Origin of the sequence: Oceaniovalibus sp. ACAM 378 (assembly GCF_008085915.1) — a bacterium.
Lineage (GTDB): Bacteria > Pseudomonadota > Alphaproteobacteria > Rhodobacterales > Rhodobacteraceae > Oceaniglobus.
Map to the genome: position 1 here is coordinate 360682 of NZ_VSJK01000001.1, position 24516 is coordinate 385197.

The window sequence follows — 24516 nt, forward strand, 5'->3', positions numbered from 1 at the left end:
CGCCAATTTTCCGGTCGGAACTTTCACGCGACAACAGCGGTTGATCCAGAAAAGGAGGATGTGAGATGGCCAAATTCAAAATTGGCGACCATGTGAAATGGAATTCGGAAGCGGGTCATGTGACGGGCAAGATCTCCAAGATCCACACCAGCGATTTCGACTATAAAGGGCATCTGCGGCGCGCATCGAAGGATGATCCACAATACGAGATCGAAAGCGACAAGACCGATCATGTGGCGGCCCACAAGGAAGATGCGCTGACAAAGATCGACTGATGGCAACCGGATTCCGCACTGTCGGCCACTCAAACCGGAGCTTGGCCGAATTTGTCGATATCCTGCAACGGGCGCGTGTGCAGACAGTTTGCGACGTTCGCAGCTTTCCCAGATCGCGCACCAACCCGTGGTTCAATATCGACAGCCTGCCGAAAGAGCTTGAACGATATCAGATCGGGTATCGTCACTTTCCCGATCTGGGCGGGCGACGAAACATACAGCACGACATACCCGATGACGTGAATGCGTTCTGGCGCAACCGAAGCTTTCACAACTATGCAGACTACGCGATGAGTGAACAATTCGCCCAAGCTTATCGCGCCTTGGTCGAGCTTGGAGAGCAGCAGATTATCGCAATGATGTGTTCCGAGGCCGTCTGGTGGCGCTGCCATCGCCGGATCATCACGGATTACCTTATCCTGAACGGCTATGATGTGATTCACTTGATGGGCAACGGGCGCGAAGACCCGGCGAAACCGACACCCGGCGCGGACCGGATAGCGGCGGGAAAGGTGATCTATCCCGCTGCCGCAGGCGCCTGACTTTATCCAGACCGCTCGATTTCAGCCGCCTGCCTTCAAGCTCTTGTGGCTGCCTTCTCCATTTCGTCAAGCGCCAGCACCGAATGGGCAAAGGCACCACCGGCACGCATTTCAGCCGCAACCCAGATCGCCTCCATGATCTCCGCCTCGGACGCGTCGTGGCGCAGCGCCGCCTTGGTATGGCCCTTGATACAATAGGGGCATTGGGTGACATGTGCGACAGCAACGGCGATCAACTGCTTGGTCTTTGCGTCCAGCGCACCATCGGCAAAGACCGCATGGCTGAAGGCTTCAAACGCCGCTGACGCGTCCGGTGAAAGCTCTTTGCGGCGCTTCGCGAGCGCGTGGGTGTTCGTGGGATACAGATTGTCCGGCATGGTCCTTCCTCTCATATGGCTCAGCGATAACCGATGTTCATTGCGTAATCGCGCAGCAGTTCCTCTTCGTTGCGCGTCTCCTGCAACAGGGTCTGCAGCGCGTCACGGGCATTCAGAATGCCAAGAACTGAACCGTCCACATCAAGAACCGGGAGGTTCTTCAGACCCTTTACGCGCATCAGTTTCCAAGCCTCATGCAACCAGGCCTTGGGAGTCGTGGTCAGCGCGTCACGGGTCATTGCATCGGTGACGGGCGCTGTGCAGCTCGCCCCCGAGCAGCGGCGGATCATCCGCACAACGTCAGTCTTTGTAATGATCCCGGCCAGTTGCCTTGCATCATCACAGACCAGCAGCATATCGCTGCCATTATCCAGAAGCCCCGCCGCCTGAAGCAGCGTTTCATGCGGTTTGATGCACAGCAGGCGCTTGCGAATGTCTGGCAATATCTTTTCGACGAGCATGGTGATCTCCGGTTTAGCACCGCCTGTTACGCGCCCGCCGCCTGCTTTCGGATCGCAAACGGGTCAATCGTTTCTTGTGAAACTGCGCCTGTTGTCGAAGCTGACGGCGATCGGATCGCTGGCCGGAAAGGTTTCTTCCAGCGCCGCATCAAGAAGCGCGTCAAGCCGGTGGCGATCTGTGGCATTTTGCGCAGTATCGGGATTTGTTGCTTTCTTCGACGTCACTGACGCCCGGCGGTAATCGACCCCGGTGCAGGTCAGAACCGCGCCGGTTTCAGTTGCAGTGATCCTTGCGCGGCGGGTTTCAGAGAAAAAGGTCAGCCGCAAGCGCCCGGTATCTTCGCCCTCTCCGCGTTCGAACATGCTTGTCACTGTGCCGTCGCGCATTCTGTCGCGCAGGTCTTGCGGCGCAATTTTCAGGGCCCTCGCGACAATCTCTGCGTCAATCTGGATCCGGTCGGGGCCGATTTCAATTTCGGGCATGGGGGCTCCTTTTCCTTGGGGCCGCGGCTTTCCCGAAATTCGTAACCTCGGAATCCGCAGCGCGCTGCCGGAAGTGAGATGCACAGGCATGGGCATTATTTATTAGGTATTACTAATGCCTAATATAGATCGCGCCAACTGGCATTGCAAACTCCGATTGACGGTGGTGGCGACGGCCTGCCCTCCCGACTTGCACGCCGCTGCCGGATCGATCATCAGCTTGTCTGCCGACCGCATTTGCGGCAGGATCGGGGTCCGCCCATTTCTCACAGCGGGCGAAGAAAACGGGTTCGAAGTCGACACAGCGGGAATGATATTCAGAGGCCGCTGTTGGCCAGCAAAGCCAAGTCCACGAACCCGAGCGCGGGGATCTGACTGCGCAGTAATTACAAGGAGAACGACCATGACGTCTGACAAGAGTAAACCCACAACCACCGACGCAGGGATCCCCGTCGCCAGCGACGAGCATTCGCTGACCATCGGCGCGGACGGGCCCATCGTATTGAACGATCACTATCTGATCGAGCAAATGGCCAATTTCAACCGCGAGCGTATCCCCGAGCGTCAGCCCCACGCCAAGGGTGCCGGCGCTTTCGGTCGCTTCGAGGTGACGCAGGACGTCAGCAGATACACCCGGGCGGCATTGTTTCAGCCGGGCACCAAAACCGACACGCTGATTCGGTTCTCGACCGTGGCGGGCGAAAGTGGCAGCCCCGACACCTGGCGCGATCCGCGCGGCTTTTCGCTGAAATTCTATACCAGCGAAGGCAATTACGACATGGTCGGCAACAACACCCCGATCTTTTTCCTGCGTGACCCGATGAAGTTCCAGCACTTCATCCGCTCGCAAAAACGCCGTGCCGACAATGGCTTGCGCGATCATGACATGCAGTGGGATTTCTGGTCGCTGTCCCCTGAATCGGCGCATCAGGTCACATGGCTGATGGGTGATCGCGGCATCCCCAAAACATGGCGTCACATGGATGGCTTTTCCAGCCATACCTATATGTGGATCAACGAAGGTGGCGAAAAGTTCTGGGTCAAATACCACTTCAAGACCGATCAGGGCATCGAAACCCTGACACAGGCCGAGGCCGACAAAAAGGCGGGCGAAGATGCCGATTATCATCGCCGCGATCTGTTCAACTCGATCCGCGATGGCAATTTCCCAAGCTGGACATTGCACATGCAGATCATGCCGTTCGAAGAGGCGCGCACCTATCGCTTCAACCCCTTCGATCTGACCAAGGTCTGGCCGCACGCGGATTACCCGCTGATCGAGGTCGGCAAACTGACGCTTGATCGCAACCCGACCGATTTCCACACCGAGATCGAACAGGCCGCTTTCGAGCCGAACAATCTGGTGCGCGGTATCGGTCTGAGCCCGGACAAGATGCTGTTGGGTCGTGGTTTCTCCTATGCCGATGCCCATCGCGCGCGCCTTGGCGTCAACTACAAGCAGATCCCGGTGAACCGGCCAATATCGCCGGTCAACAGCTATAGCAAAGACGGTGGGATGCGCGTCGATAACGTCTCGGATCCGGTCTATGCGCCGAATTCCTATGGCGGACCAAAGGCCGATCCATCGCTCAGTGACGACGGCGGGCTGTGGTATGCCGACGGCGACATGGTGCGCAAGGCATACACCCTGCGCCCCGATGATGACGACTGGGGCCAGGCCGGAACCCTGGTGCGTGACGTGATGGACGACGGTGCGCGTGACCGTCTGGTCAGCAACATCGTCGGCCACCTGAAAGGCGGCGTGTCAGAACCGGTGCTGCAACGGGCATTGGAATACTGGCGCAACGTCGACAGGACGCTCGGCGAGCGGATTGAAAAAGGCGTGCGCGAAGGCTGATCCTGCGATCCGCTTTCACCTGACGATTGAAAAAACTGTCCTTCCTCCCGTTGCCGGGGGGGAGGACTTTTTTTGCGCCCCGGTCCCATCAAGACCCGCAATCGCACCCTGTCACAGCGCAGCTTCATCTGCGAATTCAGTCCACGGCCGTCTGCAACCGCGTGACCGACCGATGACAAGCCGCGTTGAATTTGCAAAGGTGGCACGATGACATTTCTGCTGGTTTTACACGCGCTTCTGGTCGCCACACTTACGGTGCGCATCCTGCTGCGCGACGACCTGTCGCCCCCCGCCCGGTTGGCCTGGTTCATTGTGCTGAACCTGCTGCCCTACTTCGGAAGCATCGTCTATTTTCTGTTCGGCGAGATCGATATCGGCAGCCGTGCAAACCGACGGCACAAGGAAATCTTTGATGAGATCAGGGCAAAAGCGTTTGAATTCATGGGCGACGCTGACGAAACCGATCACCTGATTGACCCGGTTTATCGCCCGGCGTTCCGATACGCAGGGTCGATCAACGGCTTTCACCCGGTCGGTGGAAATGCCGCTGAACTGATGGCGGACGGCGACGCGACTCGCGCAAGGCTGGTGGCGGATATCGACGCTGCCACCGATCATGTGCATGTGCTCTATTACATCTGGCTGGCCGACAACACCGGCACCGATGTTGCCGAGGCGCTGATCCGCGCCACCGGGCGTGGGGTGACCTGCCGCGCGATGGCGGACGGGCTTGGATCGCGTTCCCTGATCAGATCGGCGCTGTGGAAACGTATGGGTGACGCCGGGGTCGAACTTGCCGTGGCGCTGTCGTTCAGGAACGTTTTCCGCGTTCTTCTGACCAGCCGTATCGACCTGCGTAATCACCGCAAGATCACCGTGATCGACTCGCGCATTACCTATTGCGGCAGTCGGAATTCCGCCGATGCCGAGTTTCTGCCAAAAGCAAAATATGCACCCTGGGTCGATATCATGCTGCGCTTGACCGGGCCGGTCGTGGCGCAGAACCAACTGCTGTTCGCCAGTGACTGGATGCATGCGACGGGCAACACGCTGGACGGAATTGAACTGGTGGCCGAGCCGGTTGCAGGCGGATTTCCGGCGCAGGTCATGGGTGTCGGCCCTACCGAACGTCGCGGTGCCACGCCTCAGCTTTTTGCCAACCTCATTGCCTGCGCCCAAAGTGATCTGACGATTTCCACGCCCTATTTTGTGCCCGATACGACGCTGATGGACGCACTTTGCGCCGCAGCCCATCGCGGGGTCACCGTCACGCTGATCTATCCCCAGATGAACGACAGCTGGATCGTCGCCGCTGCCAGCCGCAGCTATTATCACAAATTGCTGGATGCGGGCTGTGTGATCCATGAATTCCGGGACGGGCTGCTGCATGCCAAGACCCTGACCATTGACCGAAAGATCTGTCTGGTCGGGTCATCAAATCTCGACCTGCGCAGTTTCGATCTGAACTATGAGAATAACATCCTTATTCAGGACGAAGGCACGGCGCGGGCGGTTTTTGAGCGGCAACAGGACTATATCGGCCGCAGTGACGCGGTTGCATTGCCCGCTGTTCTTGCATGGCGTTGGCACAGGCGGATCTGGAACAACGTTGTCGCAACAATCGGCCCGGTGCTTTGAAGCATCCGCCGATTGCGCTGATAATCAGGCTGAATCAGCCTTCATTGCTTTGCACCCTCGTTCCGTCTCACGGACCGACCTTGTAGCAGGTCAGCCTGCCGGATCCTCTGTAACCGGAGGCACCGATCCGGGCAGTCATGCTCTGCGGCGTACGTCATCGCCGCTGCGCCCGATCAGCTGTAAATAGAGTTCGGCATCGGTGTCACCCTCGGTTCCGAACACCAGCACGCGCGAATCTGCATCCAGCCCCAGCGCCTTGCGTGCCGCGTCATGCCCAGTTGCCGCGATCAGCGCAGCCAACCCCGCAACGGCGGATTCACCCGCCACGATCAACGGATCGCCGGTCGAGGGATCGGCCAGCAGGCGCATCATCGCAACTGCATCGTCATCGGCAACCGACATGACCGCATCGGCGGATTCGCGCAGGATGTCCCAGGCAATCAGGCTGATTTCTCCACAGGCGAGACCCGCCATCAGGGTATCAAGATCGCCGTGAACGGCCGTGGGCGCACCTGCCCGGATCGTTTCAACCCAGCAGGCCGATTTGTCGGGGTCGGCCAGAACGATCTTTGGCCGCTCAGCACCGTATCGGCGTTTGACATGGGCCGCGACCGCTGCGGCCATGCCGCCAACGCCGGTTTGCAAAAAGATATGCGTCGGGGCCGCACCCAGTTGGTCGCAAGCCTCGGCGGCCATGATTTCATAACCCTGCATCACGTCCTTGGGCACGTCGGTATAGCCAGGATAGGATGTGTCGGAGACAACGAACCAGCCTTCACGCGTCGCGGTTTCCTGCGCGGCGCGGACGCTGTCGTCATAGTTGCCTGCCGTGCGAACGACCTTTGCGCCAAAGGATTCAATCGCCTGTTTACGGGCTTGGCTGACCGTGGCGTGAATGAAGATCACGCATTTGCAGCCAAAGGTCTGCGCGCCCCATGCGACCGAGCGCCCATGGTTGCCATCGGTGGCACAGCACACCGTTATGTCGGCAATGACGTCGGCGTGAGTTCCGTCGATAATTTCACTGGTGGCAGGGATCTCGATTCCCTTGATCCGGGCCACTTCGCGGCGCAGCAGTTGCGAAACCGCATAGGCTCCGCCAAGCGCCTTGAAACTGCCCAGACCAAAGCGCGATCCCTCGTCCTTGAAATGGAGGCTGGCAACGCCGATCTGTGCTGCCAGATTCGCCAGGGGCACCAATGGCGTTTGCGCATATCCGGGCCATGCCGTGATCGTCGCCTTGGCATTGGCGAAGGCATTGTCGTTCAGAACTGCCGATTGCTCTGGGCCATAGACCGCCAGCGAATCGGCCTGCGGGTTGAGCAACAGTTCGTTTTCTTGCGACTGGCCAAGAGTATTTGTGAAACGCACGGTTGGAATTCCTTCTAGCTGCTGGATCGCGCAGCCCAAGGGCCGGTCGTTCCAGTCTCATTGCGGCGCAGTTTCCCCGCGCCGCCTGTGCTGGACATCAGCCGCCAGAGCATGCCGGAGCACGCTCTGGCCGGACGTCAGCTGATTTTCGTCAGCAATTCGTCCAGCGACTTCTTCGCATCGCCATAGAACATCCGTGTGTTTTCCTTGTAGAACAACGGATTTTCGATGCCCGAATATCCGGTGCCCTGCCCGCGCTTGGACACAAACACCTGTTTCGCCTTCCAGCACTCCAGAACCGGCATACCGGCGATGGGGCTGTTGGGATCATCCTGCGCCGCCGGGTTCACGATGTCGTTGCTCCCGATCACGATGGCCACGTCGGTTTTCGGGAAATCGTCGTTGATCTCGTCCATTTCCAGCACGATGTCATAGGGCACACGCGCCTCGGCCAGCAGCACGTTCATGTGCCCCGGCAGACGCCCGGCGACCGGATGGATCGCAAACCGCACTTCTTTTCCCTTGGCACGCAAGCGCTTGGTCAACTCGCTGACCGATTGCTGAGCCTGTGCCACGGCCATGCCGTAACCGGGGATGATGATGATGCTGTCCGCATCCTCGAGCGCGGCTGCCACGCCGTCGGCGTCGATGGCGATCTGTTCACCCTCGACCGCCATCGCCGGGCCGGTGGTGCCGCCAAAGCCGCCAAGGATGACGCTGACAAACTTTCGGTTCATCGCACGACACATGATATAGGACAGGATCGCGCCGCTTGACCCGACCAGCGCGCCCGTCACGATCAGCAGATCGTTGCCGAGCGTAAAGCCGATCGCCGCCGCCGCCCAGCCGGAATAGCTGTTGAGCATGGAAACCACGACGGGCATATCCGCGCCGCCGATGCCCATGATCAGGTGCCAGCCGATGAAGCCTGCGATCAGGGTCACCAGGAACATTGTCCAGATACCGGCGCCGTTGAAATACATCAGCCCCAGGATCACGCAGAGCGCCAGTGTTCCGGCGTTCAGCATATGACCGCCCGGCAGTTTCTTCGGCGCACCCGAGATCCGCCCCGCCAGCTTGCCAAAGGCAACGACAGAGCCGGTGAAGGTGATCGCGCCAATGAAGATGCCAAGGAACACCTCGACCTTCAGAATGGCGACTTCCACCGAGTTCTTGTGCCACAGCAGTTCGCCAAACCCGGTCAGGTCGGCATCGGCCAGCGACACGCCGCTGTCACGCATGGCGGTGACCCCAGACAGCATGATGTCGGCGTTGAGACCGATGAACACTGCCGCAAGTCCGACGAAACTGTGCAATGCCGCGACAAGCTGCGGCATGTCGGTCATCTGCACCTTGGCGGCGATGTAATACCCGGCCAAAGACCCCACCGCGATGGCGAGCAGGATCAGGAACAGGTTCTGCACCCCCGGTCCGAACACCGTGGCGAACACGGCCAGCGCCATGCCCACGATGCCGTACCAGATGGCGCGTTTGGCGCTTTCCTGATTTTTCAGCCCACCCAGAGACAGGATGAACAGGATCGATGCGGCAATATAGGCCGCGGATTGAATTCCGATGCTCATCATCATCGTCTCCTCAGGATTTCTGGAACATGGCAAGCATCCGGCGTGTCACCAGAAAACCGCCAACGATGTTGATGGATGCAATCAGAACCGAGATCACCGACAGCAGCACGACAAGATAGCTGCCCGAGCCGATCTGCAACAATGCGCCGACAATCACGATGCCGGAAATCGCATTGGTCACCGCCATCAGCGGCGTGTGCAGCGAATGGGCGACGCCCCAGATCACCTGGAAGCCGATGAAACAGGCCAGCGCAAAAACGATGAAGTGCTGCATGAACGACGCCGGAGCGTATGCGCCAACGATCGCCATCAGCAATCCACCGACCAGCAGCAGCCCGACCTGAGATTTGGTTGCAGCGCGGAATGCCGCAACTTCCTGAGCGCGCTTTTCCTCAACCGTCAACTCGCGCGGCTTCTCCTTTTTCGGAGCGGCGGCGATTGCATTGATCTTCGGTGGCGGTGGCGGCCAGGTGATCTCACCCTTATGGGCAACGGTTGACCCGCGGATCACGTCATCCTCCATGTTGACGACGATCGTACCGTCCTTTTCGGGGGTCAGATCGGTCAGCATGTGACGGATGTTGTTGGAATAAAGCGTCGATGCCTGCGCCGCCATACGCGACGGGAAATCGGTATAGCCAACGATGGTCACGCCATTGTCGGTGACGATCTTTTCGTCAGGGACGGTCAGTTTGCAGTTGCCGCCGCGCTCTGCCGCGAGATCGATGATCACCGATCCGGGCTTCATCGCCTCAACCATGTCGGGCGTCCACAACTCGGGCGCTTCACGGTTGGGGATCAGGGCGGTGCAGATGACGATGTCGATGTCGGGCGCCATCTCGCGGAATTTGTCGAGTTGCTTCTCGCGGAATTCCGGGGAAGACGGCGCGGCATAGCCGCCGGTGGCGGCGCTGTTCTGCGACGTTTCCTCAAAATCGAGATAGACGAACTGGGCGCCCATGGATTCGATCTGTTCGGCCACTTCGGGGCGCACGTCAAAGGCATAGGTAATCGCGCCAAGGCTGGTTGCCGTACCGATGGCGGCCAGTCCGGCGACCCCTGCCCCGATCACCAGCACCTTGGCCGGTGGCACCTTGCCCGCTGCGGTCACCTGCCCGGTGAAGAAACGGCCAAAGTTATTGCCAGCCTCGATCACCGCGCGATAACCGGCGATATTGGCCATGGAGGACAGCGCATCCATCTTTTGCGCACGGCTGATCCGGGGCACCATTTCCATGGCGATGACCGAAGCCCCCGTGCCGCGTGCCTGTTCCATCAACTCGGCGTTGCCCGCCGGGTTGAAGAACGAGATCAGCAACTGCCCATCGTGCAGTTGTGACACTTCGTCGGTTTTTGGCGGACGAACCTTGGTCACGACATCGGCGCGTGACCAGACATCGGCGGCCGACCCGACTTCGACACCCGCCTCGCGGTAAGCCTCATCGTTGAACCCGGCCGCGTCGCCCGCGCCGGATTCAACAATGGCGGAATGACCAAGTTTGGCCAATGCGCGGGCGCTGTCAGGTGTCAGAGCGACTCGTCGCTCGCCCTCAAACAGCTCTTTTGGTGTCCCAATCAGCATGAACAAACTCCCTGAAATTATCTCGGACGTTCATGCCCGCGCACTTTCCTAGCGTCAAGCGACAGTCACTTTTTCTTCTTCATACCGTCAACGGCTTCTGACACCTGACCCTTGAGGTCAGTAAAGGCTTTCTCGTTCGCCTCGCGACTGGCGTCGGCCAGTTTCTTCATCATCGAAAGCGCCTCTTCGACAGCTTCGTTCATCGACTGCTGCTTGGCTTTCAGAGTATCGGGGCCGACGTTGTCTTCGGCCCACTGATATTGTTCGCGCACCGCATTGGTCATCTGACCAAAGACATCCATCTGCTTGTCCAGCATATCCTTATAGGCGCTGGCTGCAGCCTTGTTCGCCTCACCCAGCGCGTCGAAATTGCGCTGGTTGGCTTTCATGATGCCTTCCATGTCGAACATCTGCGGCGTTTGGGGTTGGAACATGGCGAACATGTTCTGCGGTTGAAACATCTTTGTCATCTCGGCGGGATCGAACGCCTTGAACATCTCGGACATATCGAACGGGTTCTTCTGGGCCATTGCGGGCTCCTTTTCAGTGGCGTTTCTTCGGTGGCATCAGATCGGTGATCGTACCCTCGTACATTTCAGCGGCAAAATTCACCGTTTCGCTCAGTGTCGGGTGCGGGTGGATCGTGTGGCTCAGATCGACGGCATCCGCCCCCATCTCGATGGCCAGCGCAACCTCGGAGATCAGATCTCCGGCACTGGTTCCGACGATGGCCGCGCCGATGATCCGGTCGTCAGCAGGATCAAACAGCAGCTTGGTGATACCCTCACTTCGCCCGTTTGCCAACGAACGGCCCGAAGCGGCCCATGGGAACACACCCTTGGCGTATTTAATCCCCTTAGCCTTCGCCTCGTTTTCCGTGACGCCGACCCAAGCGACCTCTGGGTCAGTGTATGCGACCGAGGGGATCACACGCGCGTCAAAGAAGCGTTTGTGCCCCGCCGCAACCTCGGCTGCGACCTTGCCCTCATGCACCGCCTTATGCGCCAGCATCGGCTGTCCGACCACATCGCCAATGGCAAAAATATGCGGCACACCGGTGCGCTGCTGATTGTCCACGGCAATGAAACCGCGTTCGTCCACGGCGACACCGGCCTTTTCGGCATCGATCAGCTTGCCGTTCGGACGACGCCCGACGGCCACCAGCACCTTGTCGAAGGTATCGGTGCTGGTCTTCCCCTTGTCATCTTCGAAGGTGACCTTGAGCCCGCTATTCTGCGCCTCAATACCCGTGACCTTGGTCTTGAGCAGGATATTCTCGTAACGCTTGGAAATGCGGGAGTGCAGCGGCTTGACAATGTCCTTGTCACAGCCCGGAATAATCTGGTCCATCAGCTCGACAATGGTGATCTTTGACCCAAGCGCCTCGTAGACCGTCGCCATTTCAAGACCGATGATTCCGCCGCCCAGAACCAGCATCCGTTTCGGAATGTCAGCGAGTTCAAGCGCACCGGTCGAATCGACAACGCGGGGATCATCATGGGGGATGAACGGCAGCTTTACCGATTCCGACCCGGCAGCGATCACACATTGATCGAAACTGATGGTGGTGGTGCCCTCGCCGGTATCGACCGAGATCATATTGGGGCCAGTGAACTTGCCGTATCCTTGCACGGTCGTCACCTTGCGCGCCTTGGCCAGCCCTTTCAGGCCACCGGTCAACTGGTTGACGACACCATCTTTCCAGCCGCGCAGCTTGTCCAGATCGATCTTGGGCTTGCCGAAGGTAATGCCATGGTCGCCCATGTCATCCGCTTCGCTGACGGTCTTGGCGGCATGCAAAAGCGCCTTGGACGGGATACAGCCGACGTTCAGGCAAACTCCGCCCAAAGTGGCGTATTTTTCGATCAGGATGACGGATTTGCCCAGATCGGCAGCACGGAATGCGGCGGTATAGCCACCGGGGCCGGAGCCAAGCACGACCACTTCGGCGTGCTGATCGCCCTTGCCGGTCGCGCTGCCTGTTGCGGCGACGGGTTTGGGCGTCTCGGGCGCGGATGCGGGTGCAGGTGCGGTGGGCTCCTCGGACGCTTTCGCGCCCTCCTCGCCGGTTTTGGCCTCGGCGCCTTCCATCACGAGGATCAGCGAGCCTTCCGAGACTTTGTCGCCTTCCTTGATCTTGATTTCGCTGATCTTTCCGGCGGCGGGGCTGGGAACTTCCAGCGTCGCCTTGTCGGATTCGAGTTCGATCAGCGGGTCTTCCTTGGCGACCGTATCACCCACCGCCACGAGGATGGTGACGACCGGAACGTCCTTGAAATCGCCGATATCGGGTACTTTGACTTCCATAATGTCGCCCCCCCCTTACAGCATCAACCGCCGGGCATCGCCCAGCAGATATTTCAGATGGACGCAGAACCGCGCCGCCAGTGCGCCGTCCACGGCACGGTGATCATATGACAGCGACATCGGCAGCATATTGCGCGCGATGAATGTTTCGCCATCCCAGACCGGTGCCATCTTGCTGCGCGTCAGGCCCAGAATAGCAACTTCGGGCGCGTTGACGATCGGCGTGAAAGACGTACCGCCGATCCCGCCAAGGGACGAGATGGTGAAGGTCGCGCCCTGCATATCCGCGCTTTTCAACTTGCCGTCGCGGGCCTGTGCCGAAAGATCGCCAAGTTCTTTGCTGATCTCGACGATCCCTTTTCGGTCGGCATCCTTGATCACCGGAACCATCAGACCATTCGGCGTATCGGCGGCGAAACCGATGTTGAAGAAATCCTTCTTGATCAGCTTGTCACCGTCGGGATGGATCGAGCTGTTGAATTCCCAATGCTTTTTCAACGCCGAAACGCTGGCCTTGACGAGGAAGGACAGCAAAGTCACCCGATAGCCTTCGGCCTTGGCCGCTGTGTCCAGCTCTTTGCGGTACTTGTCGAGGTCGGTGATGTCGGCCTCTTCGTTGTGGGTCACATGGGGAATGTTCAGCCACGAGCGATGCAGCGCGGGGCCAGACAGCTTTTTGATCCGCGACATGTCCACGTTTTCGACCGGGCCGAACTTGCTGAAATCGACCGGCGGGATTGGTGGGATTCCCGAGCCTTGGGTCGAAGCGGCAGAGGTAGCCGGGCCGGTTGTCTTGAACGTTGCGGTGATGTCTTCGCGCAGAATGCGGCCCTTGCGGCCCGACCCGTTCACCCGTGACAGATCAACCCCAAGATTGCGGGCGAAAGCACGCACCGAGGGCGAGGCATGCGCCTTGGAAAATCCGGTGTCCATCACGGCGGCCGCGGGCGTTGCAGGCGTGGCGGGTGCCGGTGCCGATGTTTGCGACGCCTGTTCGACAGGTTTTTCCGCTTCTTCCTTGGGGGCGGACGCGTCATCCCCCAACGATTCTTCTGCCGCCTCGCCTTCCAGCACAAGGATCAGCGAGCCTTCCGAGACCTTATCGCCCTCGGACACCTTGATCTCTTTCACCTTGCCGGCTGCCGGGGACGGCACCTCCAGCGTCGCCTTGTCGGATTCAAGTTCGACAAGCGGATCTTCCTTGGCCACCGTGTCGCCCACTGCGACCAGAACGGTGACGACCGGCACATCCGAAAAATCGCCGATATCGGGAACCTTAACTTCGATGCTCATGTTTTTCTCCTGATATTCGGCTTACACCAGACGCGGGTTGGGTTTCCCGCCGTCGATGTCATATTTCTTCAGTGCTTTTTCCAGATCGGCCTTGGTCACTGCCTTGAGCTTGTAAAGTTCGACCATGGCAGCGGCGGCAATATGGTTCGGATCGACTTCGAAGAAACGGCGCAGGTTGACCCGGCTGTCCGAGCGGCCATAGCCATCGGTACCGAGGATGCTGAGGGGTTGTTCAATGAACCCCCGCACCTGTTCGCCATAGTTCTTCATATAGTCGGTCGCGATCACCACCGGCCCCTTGGCCCCTGCCAGCGTCTTGGTGATATAGGGCACCTTCTGCTCGGCGAGTGGGTTCAACCGGTTGTGGCGGGCACAATCCTGACCGTCACGGGCCAGTTCGTTGAAACTGGTCGCCGACCAGATGTCAGAGGTCACTCCGAAATCGGCCTTGAGCATTTCGGCCGCCTTCATTGCCTGCACAAGGATCGTCCCCGACCCCATCAGGTTGACGTGCTTCTTGCCGGGCTTCTTTTCACGCGACAGGGCATACAACCCTTTGATTATACCTTCCTCCGAGCCCATGGGCATCTCGGGATGGATATAGTTCTCGTTCATCAGGGTCAGGTAATAGTAAACATCCTGATTTTCGCCGTACATCTTCTGCATGCCGTGCTGGATGATCACCGCGACTTCATGCTGGAACGTCGGGTCATAGGTGATGCAGTTCGGGATGGTGGACGCAAGGATGTGCGAATGCCCGTCCTCGTGCTGCAATCCTTCGCCGTTCAGCGTTGTGCGCCCTGCCGTACCGCCCAACATGAACCCGCGCGCACGGGAATCGCCCGCCGCCCAGGCCAGATCGCCGATCCGCTGAAAGCCAAACATCGAATAGTAAATATAGAACGGAATCATCGGGACGCCGTGGTTGGAATACGACGTTGCCGCCGCGATCCAGTCTGCCATGGCACCCGCTTCGTTGATGCCTTCCTGAAGGACCTGACCGTCGGTCGTTTCCTTATAGAACATCATCTGCTCGGCGTCCTCGGGGGTATAGTTTTGCCCCAGCGGATTATAGATGCCGATGCTGCGGAACAGCCCCTCCATCCCGAAGGTACGCGATTCATCCGGCACGATCGGCACGATCTGCTTGCCGATCTTCTTGTCGCGTAACAGTGTGGTCAGGATGCGCACAAAGGCCATGGTCGTCGAGATTTCACGCTCGCCGCTTCCCTGCAACTGTGCCTTGAAGCTCTCCAACGGCGGGATTTCAAGCGCGGGCGCACCTGTGTAACGCTTGGGGAATTCTCCGCCGAGTTCGTTGCGCCGGTCGACCAGATAGGCCTTTTGCGCATTGTTCAACTTGACCAGAGGCGCGTTCGGCAGATCTTCGTCGCTGACCGGGATATCGAACCGGTCGCGCATCGCGCGCAGCTGTTCCTCGACCATCTTCTTTTGCTGGTGCGAGGTGTTCATCCCCTCACCGGCCTTGCCCATGCCATAACCCTTGATGGTCTTGACCAACAGGCAGGTCGGCTGACCCTTAACTTCGGTGGCACGTTTGAACGCGGTATACACCTTTTGCGGATCGTGTCCGCCACGGCGCAGCGCCCAGATCTGATCGTCAGTCCAGTCTTCGACCAGCGCCGCCGTTTCAGGGTATTTGCCGAAGAAATGTTTGCGGATATAAGCGCCGTCTTTGGATTTGAACGTCTGGTAATCACCATCGACGGTTTCATCCATCAGCTGGCGCAGTCGTCCGGTGACGTCCACTTCAAGCAGTTCGTCCCAACCCTTGCCCCACAGCACCTTGAGCACTTCCCAGCCCGCGCCGCGGAAATGACCCTCAAGCTCCTGCACGATCTTCGAGTTGCCGCGCACCGGCCCGTCGAGCCGTTGCAGGTTGCAGTTGACGACGAAGATCAGGTTGTCGAGCTTTTCACGCGCCGCCAGAGCAATGGCACCCAATGATTCCGGTTCGTCCATCTCGCCGTCGCCAAGGAAACACCACACCTTGCGGTCGGCCATGTCGATAAGGCCCCGGTTGTGCATGTATTTCATGAACCGCGCCTGATAGATCGCCATCAGCGGGCCAAGCCCCATCGAGACGGTCGGGAACTGCCAGTAATCGGGCATCAGCCAAGGGTGCGGATAGGACGACAGACCGCTTCCGGCGACTTCAGAGCGGAAATTCTCCATCTGCTCTTCCGAGAACCGCCCCTCCATGAACGAGCGGGCATAGATGCCCGGCACGATATGGCCCTGAAAGAACACCAGATCGCCACCATGGGTCGCCGATTTGGCGCGCCAGAAATGGTTCAGCCCGATGTCATACATCACCGCCGAACTGGCGAAAGATGCAATATGGCCGCCGTATTCCGACGATTCCTTGTTGCGGCGCACAACCACGGCCATGGCGTTCCAGCGGTTGATCGTGCGAATCCGCCACTCCATGGCCTGATCGCCGGGCAATTCCAGCAGTTCGTCAGAAGGTATCGTGTTCTGATAGGGCGTCGTCGCACTGAACGGCAGGTTTGCACCGGCCGCGCGGGCCTGTTGCACGGCTTTGTCCAACAGGAAATGGGCGCGGTTCGCACCATCGCGGGCAATCACATCTTCGATCGCCTCTTGCCACTCCTGGGATTCGACCGGATCGATGTCGGGGGTACCGTCTTTCATTTACGTCTCCTTCTCAGGGCGCATCGTAGCAGGATAATGCATCGGGATTTTCAAGAATTATACGAAGAACTGTGCGCCATTGGCACTGACCGTACTGCCTGAAATGAAACCGGCATCATCGGCTGCCAGAAACACCACACAACGGGCAATTTCCGAAGGTTCGCCAAGACGGCCAACGGGAATCTGCGGAATGATCTTTTCGTTCAACACCTTCTCATCAATGGCGAGCACCATTTCCGTGCCGATATAGCCGGGACAGATTGCGTTCACGGTGATTCCGACACGCGCACCTTCTTGGGCCAGCGCCTTGGTGATGCCCAGATCGCCGGCCTTGGCCGCGGAATAGTTCGCCTGCCCCGCCTGCCCCTTCTGGCCATTGATTGAACTGATGTTGATCACGCGGCCAAACTTGCGCTCCCGCATCCCGGGCCAGACTGGATGGGTCATGTTGAACACGCCCGACAGATTGGTATCGATCACTTCACGCCACTGTTGCGGCGTCATGCGGTGAAACATCGCGTCACGGGTGATTCCGGCATTGTTTACCAGAACCTCGACCGGGCCAAGATCTGCTTCGACCTGTGCAATGCCCGCGGTACAGGCATCATAGTCGGCGACCGACCACTTATATGTTTTGATTCCGGTTTCGCCGGTAAACTTCTTCGCCGCTTCATCATTGCCGGCATAGTTTGCCGCAACGGTGTATCCGGCGTCTTTCAGCGCCACAGAAATTGCCGCGCCGATTCCCCGGGTTCCTCCGGTTACAAGTGCCACACGTCCCATCTTGTCTCCTCCGACGTTATTCGGTCTATTTTTTACGAACTGTCGCTTCCATATCGGAGGCCTTGACGCGACGACACCACGCGATCACGCAACGCGGCTATGCAATCCTGGCGTCTTCCCTCCCGACTCCGGCTATTGCAGACTATTCCCCTTCATAAGGAACACGATACCTGCGTTGTGGCAAGAGACCTTCCATTTCCCTTCCAAGCCATGCGCGCCCCGGCTAAACACCACCTACCAAACCCGAGGACATCCGATGCGCAAGGCCACTATAACCCGCCAGACTGCGGAAACCCAGATCACAGTCGAGATCAATCTCGACGGTACCGGGCAGTACGACAATTCCACCGGTGTCGGGTTCTTCGATCACATGCTGGACCAGTTGTCGCGCCACGCGCTGATTGACATGACGGTGCGCGCCAAGGGCGATCTGCATATCGACGACCATCATACGGTCGAAGACACCGGAATCGCGCTGGGTCAGGCGCTGGCACAGGCGTTGGGCGACAAGCGCGGCATCCGTCGTTATGGCGATTGCCGGTTGGCGATGGACGACGCGCAGGTGGCCTGTGCGCTGGATCTGTCGGGGCGGCCATTTCTGATCTGGAACGTCGATTTGCCGACCGAAAAGATCGGCACCTTCGATACCGAACTGCTGCGTGAGTTCTTTCAGGCGTTCAGCACCCATGGCGGCATCACCCTGCACATCGACCGGTTGCACGGGTTCAACAGTCACCACATCGCCGAGGCCACGTTCAAGGCGGTTGCCCGCGCTCTGCGTCAGGCGGTGGAACCCGACCTGCGCATGGGCGATATCCTGCCGTCGACAAAAGGCGCGCTGTGACGAGATGCTGACAGTTCTGATTGATTATGACAGCGGCAACCTGCACTCGGCCCTGAAGGCGTTTCAGCGGATGGCAGCCGAAACCGACGCCGGTGAGGTTATCGTGTCGGCCGATCCGCGCGATGTGGCCCGCGCCGACCGGATTGTCCTGCCCGGCGATGGCGCTTTTCCGGCCTGCCGTGACGCGTTGATGGAGGATCACGCCGCACTCTACGCCGCACTGATTGACGCGGTTGAAGTGCGGGCCCGTCCGTTTCTGGGCATCTGTGTTGGAATGCAACTGATGGCGTCTCGCGGGTTCGAGTATCGCGAAACCGCAGGTCTGGGCTGGATTACCGGCGATGTCGTGGCAATCGATCCCGCCGATACATCCCTGAAGGTGCCGCACATGGGATGGAACGATCTGGTGATCGACCGTCCGCATCCGGTGCTTGCGGGGCTGGCGACGGGCGACCACGCCTATTTCGTTCACGGGTATCACATGGCGATGGCCGACCCCGTTCAACGAATCGCCCATTGCGATTACGGCGGGCCGATCACGGCTGTCGTGGCGCATGAAAACTGCGTCGGCACCCAGTTTCACCCTGAGAAAAGTCAGGCGGCCGGATTGCGTCTGATCGCGAACTTCCTGCACTGGCGGCCCTGACCGCCAGTGCGTCGCACCCTGCTATCGGGCGTAGATCACCAGCGTGGGCAAATCGGTGATCGGCGCCTCGACCAGACGCAGCGCCGCCAGCGACACCTGACTGCCCCCCGATGCTGGACCAACCAGCGGGATCAGTTCGACCAGTGCCGATTTTCCGGTCGCAGGATACTCGATCCGCCCCTGCCCGGCCTTGGTGACCAGAGGTGACTTGATCCAAAACCCTGACTTGGTCGGATCGCCGAGCGACGCCACGGTTTCGCCCAACCGGGTTTCGCCTCCATCTGCCGCCGCCGCCGCTTTGGCCGCCGTCCGCTGATCAGAAGTGGTTGTGTCAAATTCCTCGGCGGTGCGGGCGGCGCTTGGCGGAGTTGGCGCACTGACCACGGCACGCACCTCATCGCTCAGGTCTGCACTGCCGGGCTGGACCTGACGGGTCGGATCCAGCGGCGCGGAACCGCCAGCGGGCGGCTTTTCGCCGGGGCGCAGAAACGCCGGAACCTGATCTTGCGAACAGGCCGAAACGGCGAGCAACGCGGCGAACCCCAAGGGAAATATATTGTTCATCGTTTGAGAATAGTGGTGACCGCCTGCCGGTTCAACGGTCAATCGCCCTTGCAGCGAAGGGTCGCCGTGCATAGTCTCGAGTCATGAATGCACCATTGATCGATCCCTTCCAGCGCGCCATCTCTTACCTTCGGGTGTCCGTCACCGACCGGTGCGATTTCCGCTGCCTGTACTGCATGTCGGAAAACATGACGTTTCTGCCCAAGAAAGAGCTTTTGACGCTCGAAGAACTGGACCGCATGTGTTCGACCTTCATCCGGCTTGGCGTACGCAAATTGCGGATCACCGGCGGCGAACCTTTGGTGCGGCGCGACATCATGACGTTTTTCCGCGCCATGTCACGGCATCTTGAATCCGGCGATCTGGACGAGTTGACGCTGACGACCAACGGGTCGCAACTGTCGCGATTCGCTGCCGATCTGGCGGCGGCCGGGGTGCGGCGGATCAACGTGTCGCTTGACACGCTGGACGAGGCGAAATTTGCCCGCGTCACCCGCTGGGGCCGTCTGGCGCAGGTCATGAATGGCATCGACGCGGCACAGGCCGCCGGTCTGCGGGTCAAGATCAACGCCGTCGCGCTGAAGGGTTTTAACGAGGACGAGTTGTTCACTCTGGCCGAATGGTGCGCCGCCCGTGACTGCGACATGACCTGGATCGAAGTCATGCCCATGGGCGATCTCGGCAACGAGGACCGGCTGGATCAATATTGGTCACTGGACGATCTGCGCGCCCGGTTGGCCGAACGTTATACGCTGATTGATCTGGCCGAACGCACGGGCGGTCCGGCGCGATATGTGCAACTGGAACAAACCGGGCAGAAGATCGGCTTCATCACCCCACTGACCCATAATTTCTGCGAAAGCTGCAACCGGGTTCGGCTGACCTGCACCGGTGAATTGTACATGTGTCTGGGGCAGGAAGACATGGCCGATCTGCGCGCGCCACTTCGGGTGTCCGAAGATGACACCGCGCTGGAAGAGGCGATCCGGAACGCCATCGCGCATAAGCCCAAGGGACACGATTTCGACTATTCCCGTCAACGCGCCGATGGGCAGATGACCCGCCACATGAGCCATACCGGCGGCTAGGGGTCGGCCCTAGTGGAATGACGCCGGGATCGGATGCGCGACCGATTGCGCCTGCCTGCCCGCGCGTCTATATCCCGCCCATGCTTGACAAAACCTCAAACGCGCCCGCCCTGCCGCCGGAAATTGCCCGGCGCCGGACCTTTGCCATCATCAGCCACCCGGATGCGGGCAAGACCACGCTGACCGAGAAATTCCTGCTGTTCGGCGGTGCCATCCAGATGGCCGGACAGGTCCGCGCCAAAGGCGAGGCGCGGCGCACAAGGTCGGACTTCATGCAGATGGAAAAGGACCGCGGAATCTCTGTGTCTGCCTCGGCGATGTCCTTTGATTTCAAGCACTTCCGGTTCAATCTAGTGGACACCCCCGGGCACAGCGACTTTTCCGAGGATACCTATCGCACCCTCACGGCAGTGGATGCGGCAGTGATGGTGATCGACGGCGCCAAAGGTGTTGAATCCCAGACGCAAAAACTGTTTGAGGTCTGCCGCCTGCGCGATCTGCCGATCCTGACGTTTTGTAACAAGATGGACCGCGAAAGCCGCGATACCTTTGAGATCATCGACGAAATTCAGGAAAATCTGGCCATCGACGTTACCCCGGCCAGTTGGCCAATCGGCATGGGGCGCGATTTTCTGGGCTGCTACGACATGCTGCACGACCGGCTTGAACTGATGGACCGTGCCGACCGCAACAAGATCGGCGAATCGATCAGGCTGAACGGGCTGGACGACCCGAAACTGGCCGAACATGTGCCTCCCGCGCAATTGGCCACCCTGCGCGAGGAGGTGGCGATGGCGCGCGAACTGCTTCCCGCCTTCGACCGGGAGGCCCTGCTTGAAGGAACGCTGACGCCAATCTGGTTCGGCAGCGCGATCAACAGTTTCGGCGTCAAGGAATTGATGGAGGGGATCGCCGAATTCGGCCCTGAACCACAGCCACAGCGCGCCGTGCCACGGCAAATTTCCCCTGACGAAACAAAGGTCACCGGCTTTGTCTTCAAGGTTCAGGCGAACATGGACCCGAAGCACCGTGACCGGGTGGCCTTTGTGCGGCTTGCCTCGGGGCATTTCGAACGCGGCATGAAACTGACCCATGTACGCAGCAAAAAGATCATGTCGATCAGCAATCCGGTGATGTTTCTCGCCTCCGACCGGGAGCTGGCAGAAGAGGCCTGGGCCGGAGACATCATCGGCATCCCGAACCACGGCCAGCTGCGGATCGGCGACACATTGACCGAAGGTGAGGCGCTGCGCGTCACCGGCATCCCGTCCTTTGCACCCGAGTTGCTGCAAAACTGTCGGGCGGGCGATCCGTTGAAATCCAAGCACCTGGAAAAGGCATTGATGCAATTCGCCGAAGAAGGCGCGGCAAAAGTGTTCAAGCCGATGCTGGGCGGCGGGTTCATTGTTGGTGTCGTCGGCCCGCTGCAGTTCGAAGTGCTGGCCTCGCGGATCGAGCTGGAATATGGCCTGCCCGTGCGATTCGAACAGTCGCAATTCACCAGCGCCCGCTGGGCCTCGGGCCCCGACGCCGCGATTGATAAACTGATTAACGTCAACAAAAGCCATATCGCCACGGACAATGACGGCGACACGGTATTCCTGACCCGACTGCAATGGGATATCGACCGGATCGAACGTGACCACCCGCAGGTCAAACTGACTGCGACCAAGGAAATGATGGTTTGATGCCGCGGCAGAGGCAAAACCCGCGCCCAATTGCCGCTCTATCGCCTTGTCACGTTGACCTTTCGGCGCAGTTGTACTAGCAGCGGCGCAGCGCGTTGCCATTTCTGGCAGGGGTGGCCATCCGGGCCCGCGCACATTTGACGCTCGGGCCATAAATCGGTCCGACAACCATCGGAACCGCATGACACAATTCTCAGACCTGAACCTTGATGCAAAAATCCTGAAAGCAATCGTCGAGGCGGGGTACACGACCCCCACTCCGATCCAGGAAGGCGCAATTCCCGCGGCGCTTCAGGGCCGCGATGTTTTGGGCATCGCCCAGACCGGCACCGGCAAGACCGCCGGTTTCGTCCTGCCCATGATCCACGCCCTTGCGCGCGGGCGGGCCAAGGCACGGATGCCGCGTTCGCTGGTGCTTTGCCCGACGCGGGAACTGGCCGCGCAGGTGGCCGAAAACTTCGACACCTACTCGAAATACGTCAAACTGACCAAGGCACTGCTGATCGGCGGCGTTTCGTTCAAGGAACAGGATCTGCTGATCGACAAGGGCGTCGATGTGCTGATCGCCACGCCCGGCCGTCTTCTGGACCACCAGGAGCGTGGCAAACTGATCCTGAACGACGTCAAGATCATGGTGGTGGACGAAGCCGACCGGATGCTCGACATGGGGTTCATTCCCGATATCGAACGCATCTTCGGCCTTGTGCCGTTTACCCGCCAGACCCTGTTCTTCTCGGCGACAATGGCGCCCGAGATCGAGCGGATCACCAACACCTTCCTGTCCAACCCGGTCAAGATCGAAGTGGCGCGTCAGGCGACCGCATCGGAAACCATTGAACAGGGTGTCGTGATGTTCCAGCCAACGCGAAAGGACCGTCAGGCTAGCGAAAAGCGAAATATCCTGCGGACGATGATCGACAACGAAGGTGACAAGTGCACCAACGCGATCATCTTTTGCAACCGTAAGACCGACGTGGATATCGTGTCGAAATCATTGAAGAAAGACGGCTATGACGCGGCGCCGATCCACGGCGATCTGGACCAGTCCCAGCGCACGCGCACTTTGGATCTGTTCCGCGAAGGCAAATTGCGGTTCCTTGTTGCCTCGGATGTCGCGGCGCGCGGACTGGATGTGCCCAGTGTCAGCCATGTGTTCAACTTTGATGTCTCCAGCCACGCCGAAGACTATGTTCACCGGATCGGGCGCACGGGCCGCGCCGGGCGCGATGGCAAGGCGATGATGATCTGCGTGCCGTCGGATGAGAAAAACCTCGAAGACATCGAACGGCTGCTTGGCAAACCGATCCCCCGTCTGGACAACCCTTTGGGCAAAACTGCCGCCGCACCTGCCGCAGTCGCAGCCACACCCGCGCCGACCGACGCCACCGGCGAAGACGCCGCGCCCCGCCCGGAGCGGCGCACGCGGTCACGGACCCGTAAACCTGCGACGGACAAGACTGACGTCAAACCCGAAGCCAAACCCGAAGCGCGCAGCGAAATCGCCCGGGCAGAACCGGTACGCGAAACTGCACCCGCTCCAACACCAGCTCTGGCCCCTGCCCCGGTCACAGCCCGAACTTCGGCTCCTGAAGCCTCGGAAAACACCGACAGAAAACGCCAGCCCGCCCATGACAAGGGCGAGCGTCGCCAATCCTCTGACCGGGGCCGCTCTTCGCGCCATAACGACAACGGCGACAAGGGAGTTGTCGTCGGCTTGGGCGACCATCTGCCCGGCTTCATCGCGATGAGCTTTGACGAACGGCGCGCCGAGTGATCAGGCCCGGTGCCGGCCTGAGACAGCGTCAAGATCGTCGCTGCCGACGGTTCAGTTTTGCACTGATCGCGATGGCCGCGATATTCGGCGCCCATGGGGCGGCGGCGCAGAACATCTGTGCCTCTGTCGTGAACGGCGAATTGGTGCGGATCGACCGGGAGACTTTCCTGAAGGACGGCGAAAAGGCGGGCCGACGCGAGCGTTTGCTGACCTGGCCGGGTCGTCGGATTGATGCCCTGCGCGACCGGGATCCCGAATGTGACAGCCGCACTCTGATCGTTTTTCTGGGTCAACAAGTGCCCGCTGACGACATCGACGGCTATTGCCTAAGCGAACAGGCAGAGGACGGGTTTCTTCTGGTCCCGGGCACGCGAAATTACCGTGGCCGGTGCAGTGCAACCGCCTGCGAAAGGGTGAATGCGACAAAAGACACCAGCCTGGCCGTGGGCAGCGCCGCCGCCCGCGCCATTGCCGATACCGCGCTTGGGACCGGCCCGGACAGATCACTGTTGCACAGTTCGGGCGCAGCGATCCTGACAGGGTCAGGTAGTTATATTGCCAGCACCCTTGGCACCATAGGATCAGGGCTGGCGACGGCCCTGTCGGCCCCTGCGGTGCTGGCTGCGACAGCGGTCACCGTGGTGGCTGTCGGCAGCGCCGTCTACGTCTGTAGCGAATAA

Annotated in this window: 22 protein-coding genes; 10 read left to right on the plus strand and 12 right to left on the minus strand. The window is 59.7% G+C overall.

Going from position 1 to position 24516, the window contains the following annotated elements; all coding sequences use genetic code 11:
- The first annotated feature begins 65 nt into the window (after positions 1-65).
- Positions 66-275, plus strand: coding sequence for a DUF2945 domain-containing protein (locus FQ320_RS01620; RefSeq protein WP_148469337.1), 210 nt, complete (start codon positions 66-68; stop codon positions 273-275).
- Entirely contained in the window at positions 275-817 is a 543-nt protein-coding gene (locus FQ320_RS01625; protein WP_148469339.1) for a DUF488 family protein, read from the plus strand. Before FQ320_RS01620 ends, FQ320_RS01625 begins: the two co-directional genes overlap by 1 nt.
- Before the next feature lie 35 nt (positions 818-852).
- Here the strand turns inward: FQ320_RS01625 and FQ320_RS01630 are convergent, their stop codons facing one another.
- From FQ320_RS01630 to FQ320_RS25475, 3 genes are all read right to left on the minus strand, one after another.
- On the minus strand, positions 853-1194 hold the full coding sequence (locus FQ320_RS01630; protein ID WP_148469341.1) for a carboxymuconolactone decarboxylase family protein: 342 nt from the start codon (positions 1192-1194) through the stop codon (positions 853-855).
- Positions 1195-1214: 20 nt separating this feature from the next.
- Positions 1215-1655, minus strand: a complete 441-nt coding sequence (locus tag FQ320_RS01635; protein ID WP_148469343.1) for a cyclic nucleotide-binding/CBS domain-containing protein — start codon at positions 1653-1655, stop codon at positions 1215-1217.
- Positions 1656-1718: 63 nt separating this feature from the next.
- On the minus strand, positions 1719-2138 hold the full coding sequence (locus FQ320_RS25475; RefSeq protein WP_187393739.1) for a DUF6522 family protein: 420 nt from the start codon (positions 2136-2138) through the stop codon (positions 1719-1721).
- A gap of 403 nt (positions 2139-2541) precedes the next feature.
- Here FQ320_RS25475 and FQ320_RS01645 point away from each other — a divergent pair, with 403 nt between their 5' ends.
- Together FQ320_RS01645 and cls are read left to right on the plus strand one after the other, a co-directional pair.
- A complete protein-coding gene (locus FQ320_RS01645) occupies positions 2542-3996 on the plus strand; it encodes a catalase (protein ID WP_148469345.1) in 1455 nt (484 codons plus the stop codon).
- A 207-nt stretch (positions 3997-4203) separates the two neighbouring features.
- Positions 4204-5634, plus strand: coding sequence for a cardiolipin synthase (cls, locus tag FQ320_RS01650; RefSeq protein ID WP_148469347.1), 1431 nt, complete (start codon positions 4204-4206; stop codon positions 5632-5634).
- Positions 5635-5769: 135 nt separating this feature from the next.
- On the opposite strand, the gene FQ320_RS01655 is transcribed toward cls, so the two are convergent.
- From FQ320_RS01655 to phbB, 8 genes are all read right to left on the minus strand, one after another.
- Positions 5770-7005, minus strand: a complete 1236-nt coding sequence (locus tag FQ320_RS01655; protein ID WP_148469349.1) for a diaminopropionate ammonia-lyase — start codon at positions 7003-7005, stop codon at positions 5770-5772.
- A gap of 137 nt (positions 7006-7142) precedes the next feature.
- The gene (locus tag FQ320_RS01660) at positions 7143-8588 is read right to left on the minus strand and encodes an NAD(P)(+) transhydrogenase (Re/Si-specific) subunit beta (protein ID WP_148469351.1); all 1446 of its coding nucleotides are present in this window, start codon (positions 8586-8588) and stop codon (positions 7143-7145) included.
- Positions 8589-8601: 13 nt separating this feature from the next.
- Positions 8602-10173, minus strand: a complete 1572-nt coding sequence (locus tag FQ320_RS01665; RefSeq protein WP_148469353.1) for a Re/Si-specific NAD(P)(+) transhydrogenase subunit alpha — start codon at positions 10171-10173, stop codon at positions 8602-8604.
- A gap of 65 nt (positions 10174-10238) precedes the next feature.
- Positions 10239-10703: a phasin family protein gene (locus FQ320_RS01670; RefSeq protein WP_148469355.1), complete on the minus strand. Its 465-nt coding sequence runs from the start codon at positions 10701-10703 to the stop codon at positions 10239-10241.
- Positions 10704-10716: 13 nt separating this feature from the next.
- The gene (gene lpdA, locus FQ320_RS01675; RefSeq protein WP_148469357.1) at positions 10717-12480 is read right to left on the minus strand and encodes a dihydrolipoyl dehydrogenase; all 1764 of its coding nucleotides are present in this window, start codon (positions 12478-12480) and stop codon (positions 10717-10719) included.
- Between the two features lie 15 nt (positions 12481-12495).
- The gene (aceF, locus tag FQ320_RS01680; protein WP_148469359.1) at positions 12496-13773 is read right to left on the minus strand and encodes a dihydrolipoyllysine-residue acetyltransferase; all 1278 of its coding nucleotides are present in this window, start codon (positions 13771-13773) and stop codon (positions 12496-12498) included.
- A gap of 21 nt (positions 13774-13794) precedes the next feature.
- Positions 13795-16449, minus strand: coding sequence for a pyruvate dehydrogenase (acetyl-transferring), homodimeric type (aceE, locus tag FQ320_RS01685; RefSeq protein WP_148469361.1), 2655 nt, complete (start codon positions 16447-16449; stop codon positions 13795-13797).
- A gap of 57 nt (positions 16450-16506) precedes the next feature.
- Positions 16507-17232: an acetoacetyl-CoA reductase gene (gene phbB / locus FQ320_RS01690; protein WP_148469363.1), complete on the minus strand. Its 726-nt coding sequence runs from the start codon at positions 17230-17232 to the stop codon at positions 16507-16509.
- 256 nt (positions 17233-17488) lie between these two features.
- On the opposite strand from phbB, the gene hisB reads away from it, so the two are divergent.
- Both hisB and hisH read left to right on the plus strand, forming a co-directional pair.
- Positions 17489-18076 (plus strand): imidazoleglycerol-phosphate dehydratase HisB, encoded by a 588-nt coding sequence (hisB, locus tag FQ320_RS01695; RefSeq protein ID WP_148469365.1) that lies wholly within the window; start codon positions 17489-17491, stop codon positions 18074-18076.
- 4 nt (positions 18077-18080) lie between these two features.
- Positions 18081-18722 carry an imidazole glycerol phosphate synthase subunit HisH gene (gene hisH / locus FQ320_RS01700; RefSeq protein ID WP_148469367.1) on the plus strand — a complete coding sequence of 214 codons (642 nt, stop codon included), beginning with the start codon at positions 18081-18083 and terminating at the stop codon, positions 18720-18722.
- Positions 18723-18743: 21 nt separating this feature from the next.
- Here the strand turns inward: hisH and FQ320_RS01705 are convergent, their stop codons facing one another.
- Positions 18744-19358, minus strand: a complete 615-nt coding sequence (locus tag FQ320_RS01705; protein WP_148469369.1) for a hypothetical protein — start codon at positions 19356-19358, stop codon at positions 18744-18746.
- Positions 19359-19369: 11 nt separating this feature from the next.
- Between FQ320_RS01705 and moaA the strand changes: the two genes are divergently transcribed.
- From moaA to FQ320_RS01725, 4 genes are all read left to right on the plus strand, one after another.
- Entirely contained in the window at positions 19370-20374 is a 1005-nt protein-coding gene (gene moaA, locus FQ320_RS01710; RefSeq protein ID WP_148469371.1) for a GTP 3',8-cyclase MoaA, read from the plus strand.
- An 80-nt stretch (positions 20375-20454) separates the two neighbouring features.
- Entirely contained in the window at positions 20455-22062 is a 1608-nt protein-coding gene (locus tag FQ320_RS01715; RefSeq protein WP_148469373.1) for a peptide chain release factor 3, read from the plus strand.
- A 181-nt stretch (positions 22063-22243) separates the two neighbouring features.
- Positions 22244-23836: a DEAD/DEAH box helicase gene (locus FQ320_RS01720; RefSeq protein ID WP_148469375.1), complete on the plus strand. Its 1593-nt coding sequence runs from the start codon at positions 22244-22246 to the stop codon at positions 23834-23836.
- A gap of 71 nt (positions 23837-23907) precedes the next feature.
- Entirely contained in the window at positions 23908-24516 is a 609-nt protein-coding gene (locus FQ320_RS01725) for a hypothetical protein (RefSeq protein WP_148469377.1), read from the plus strand.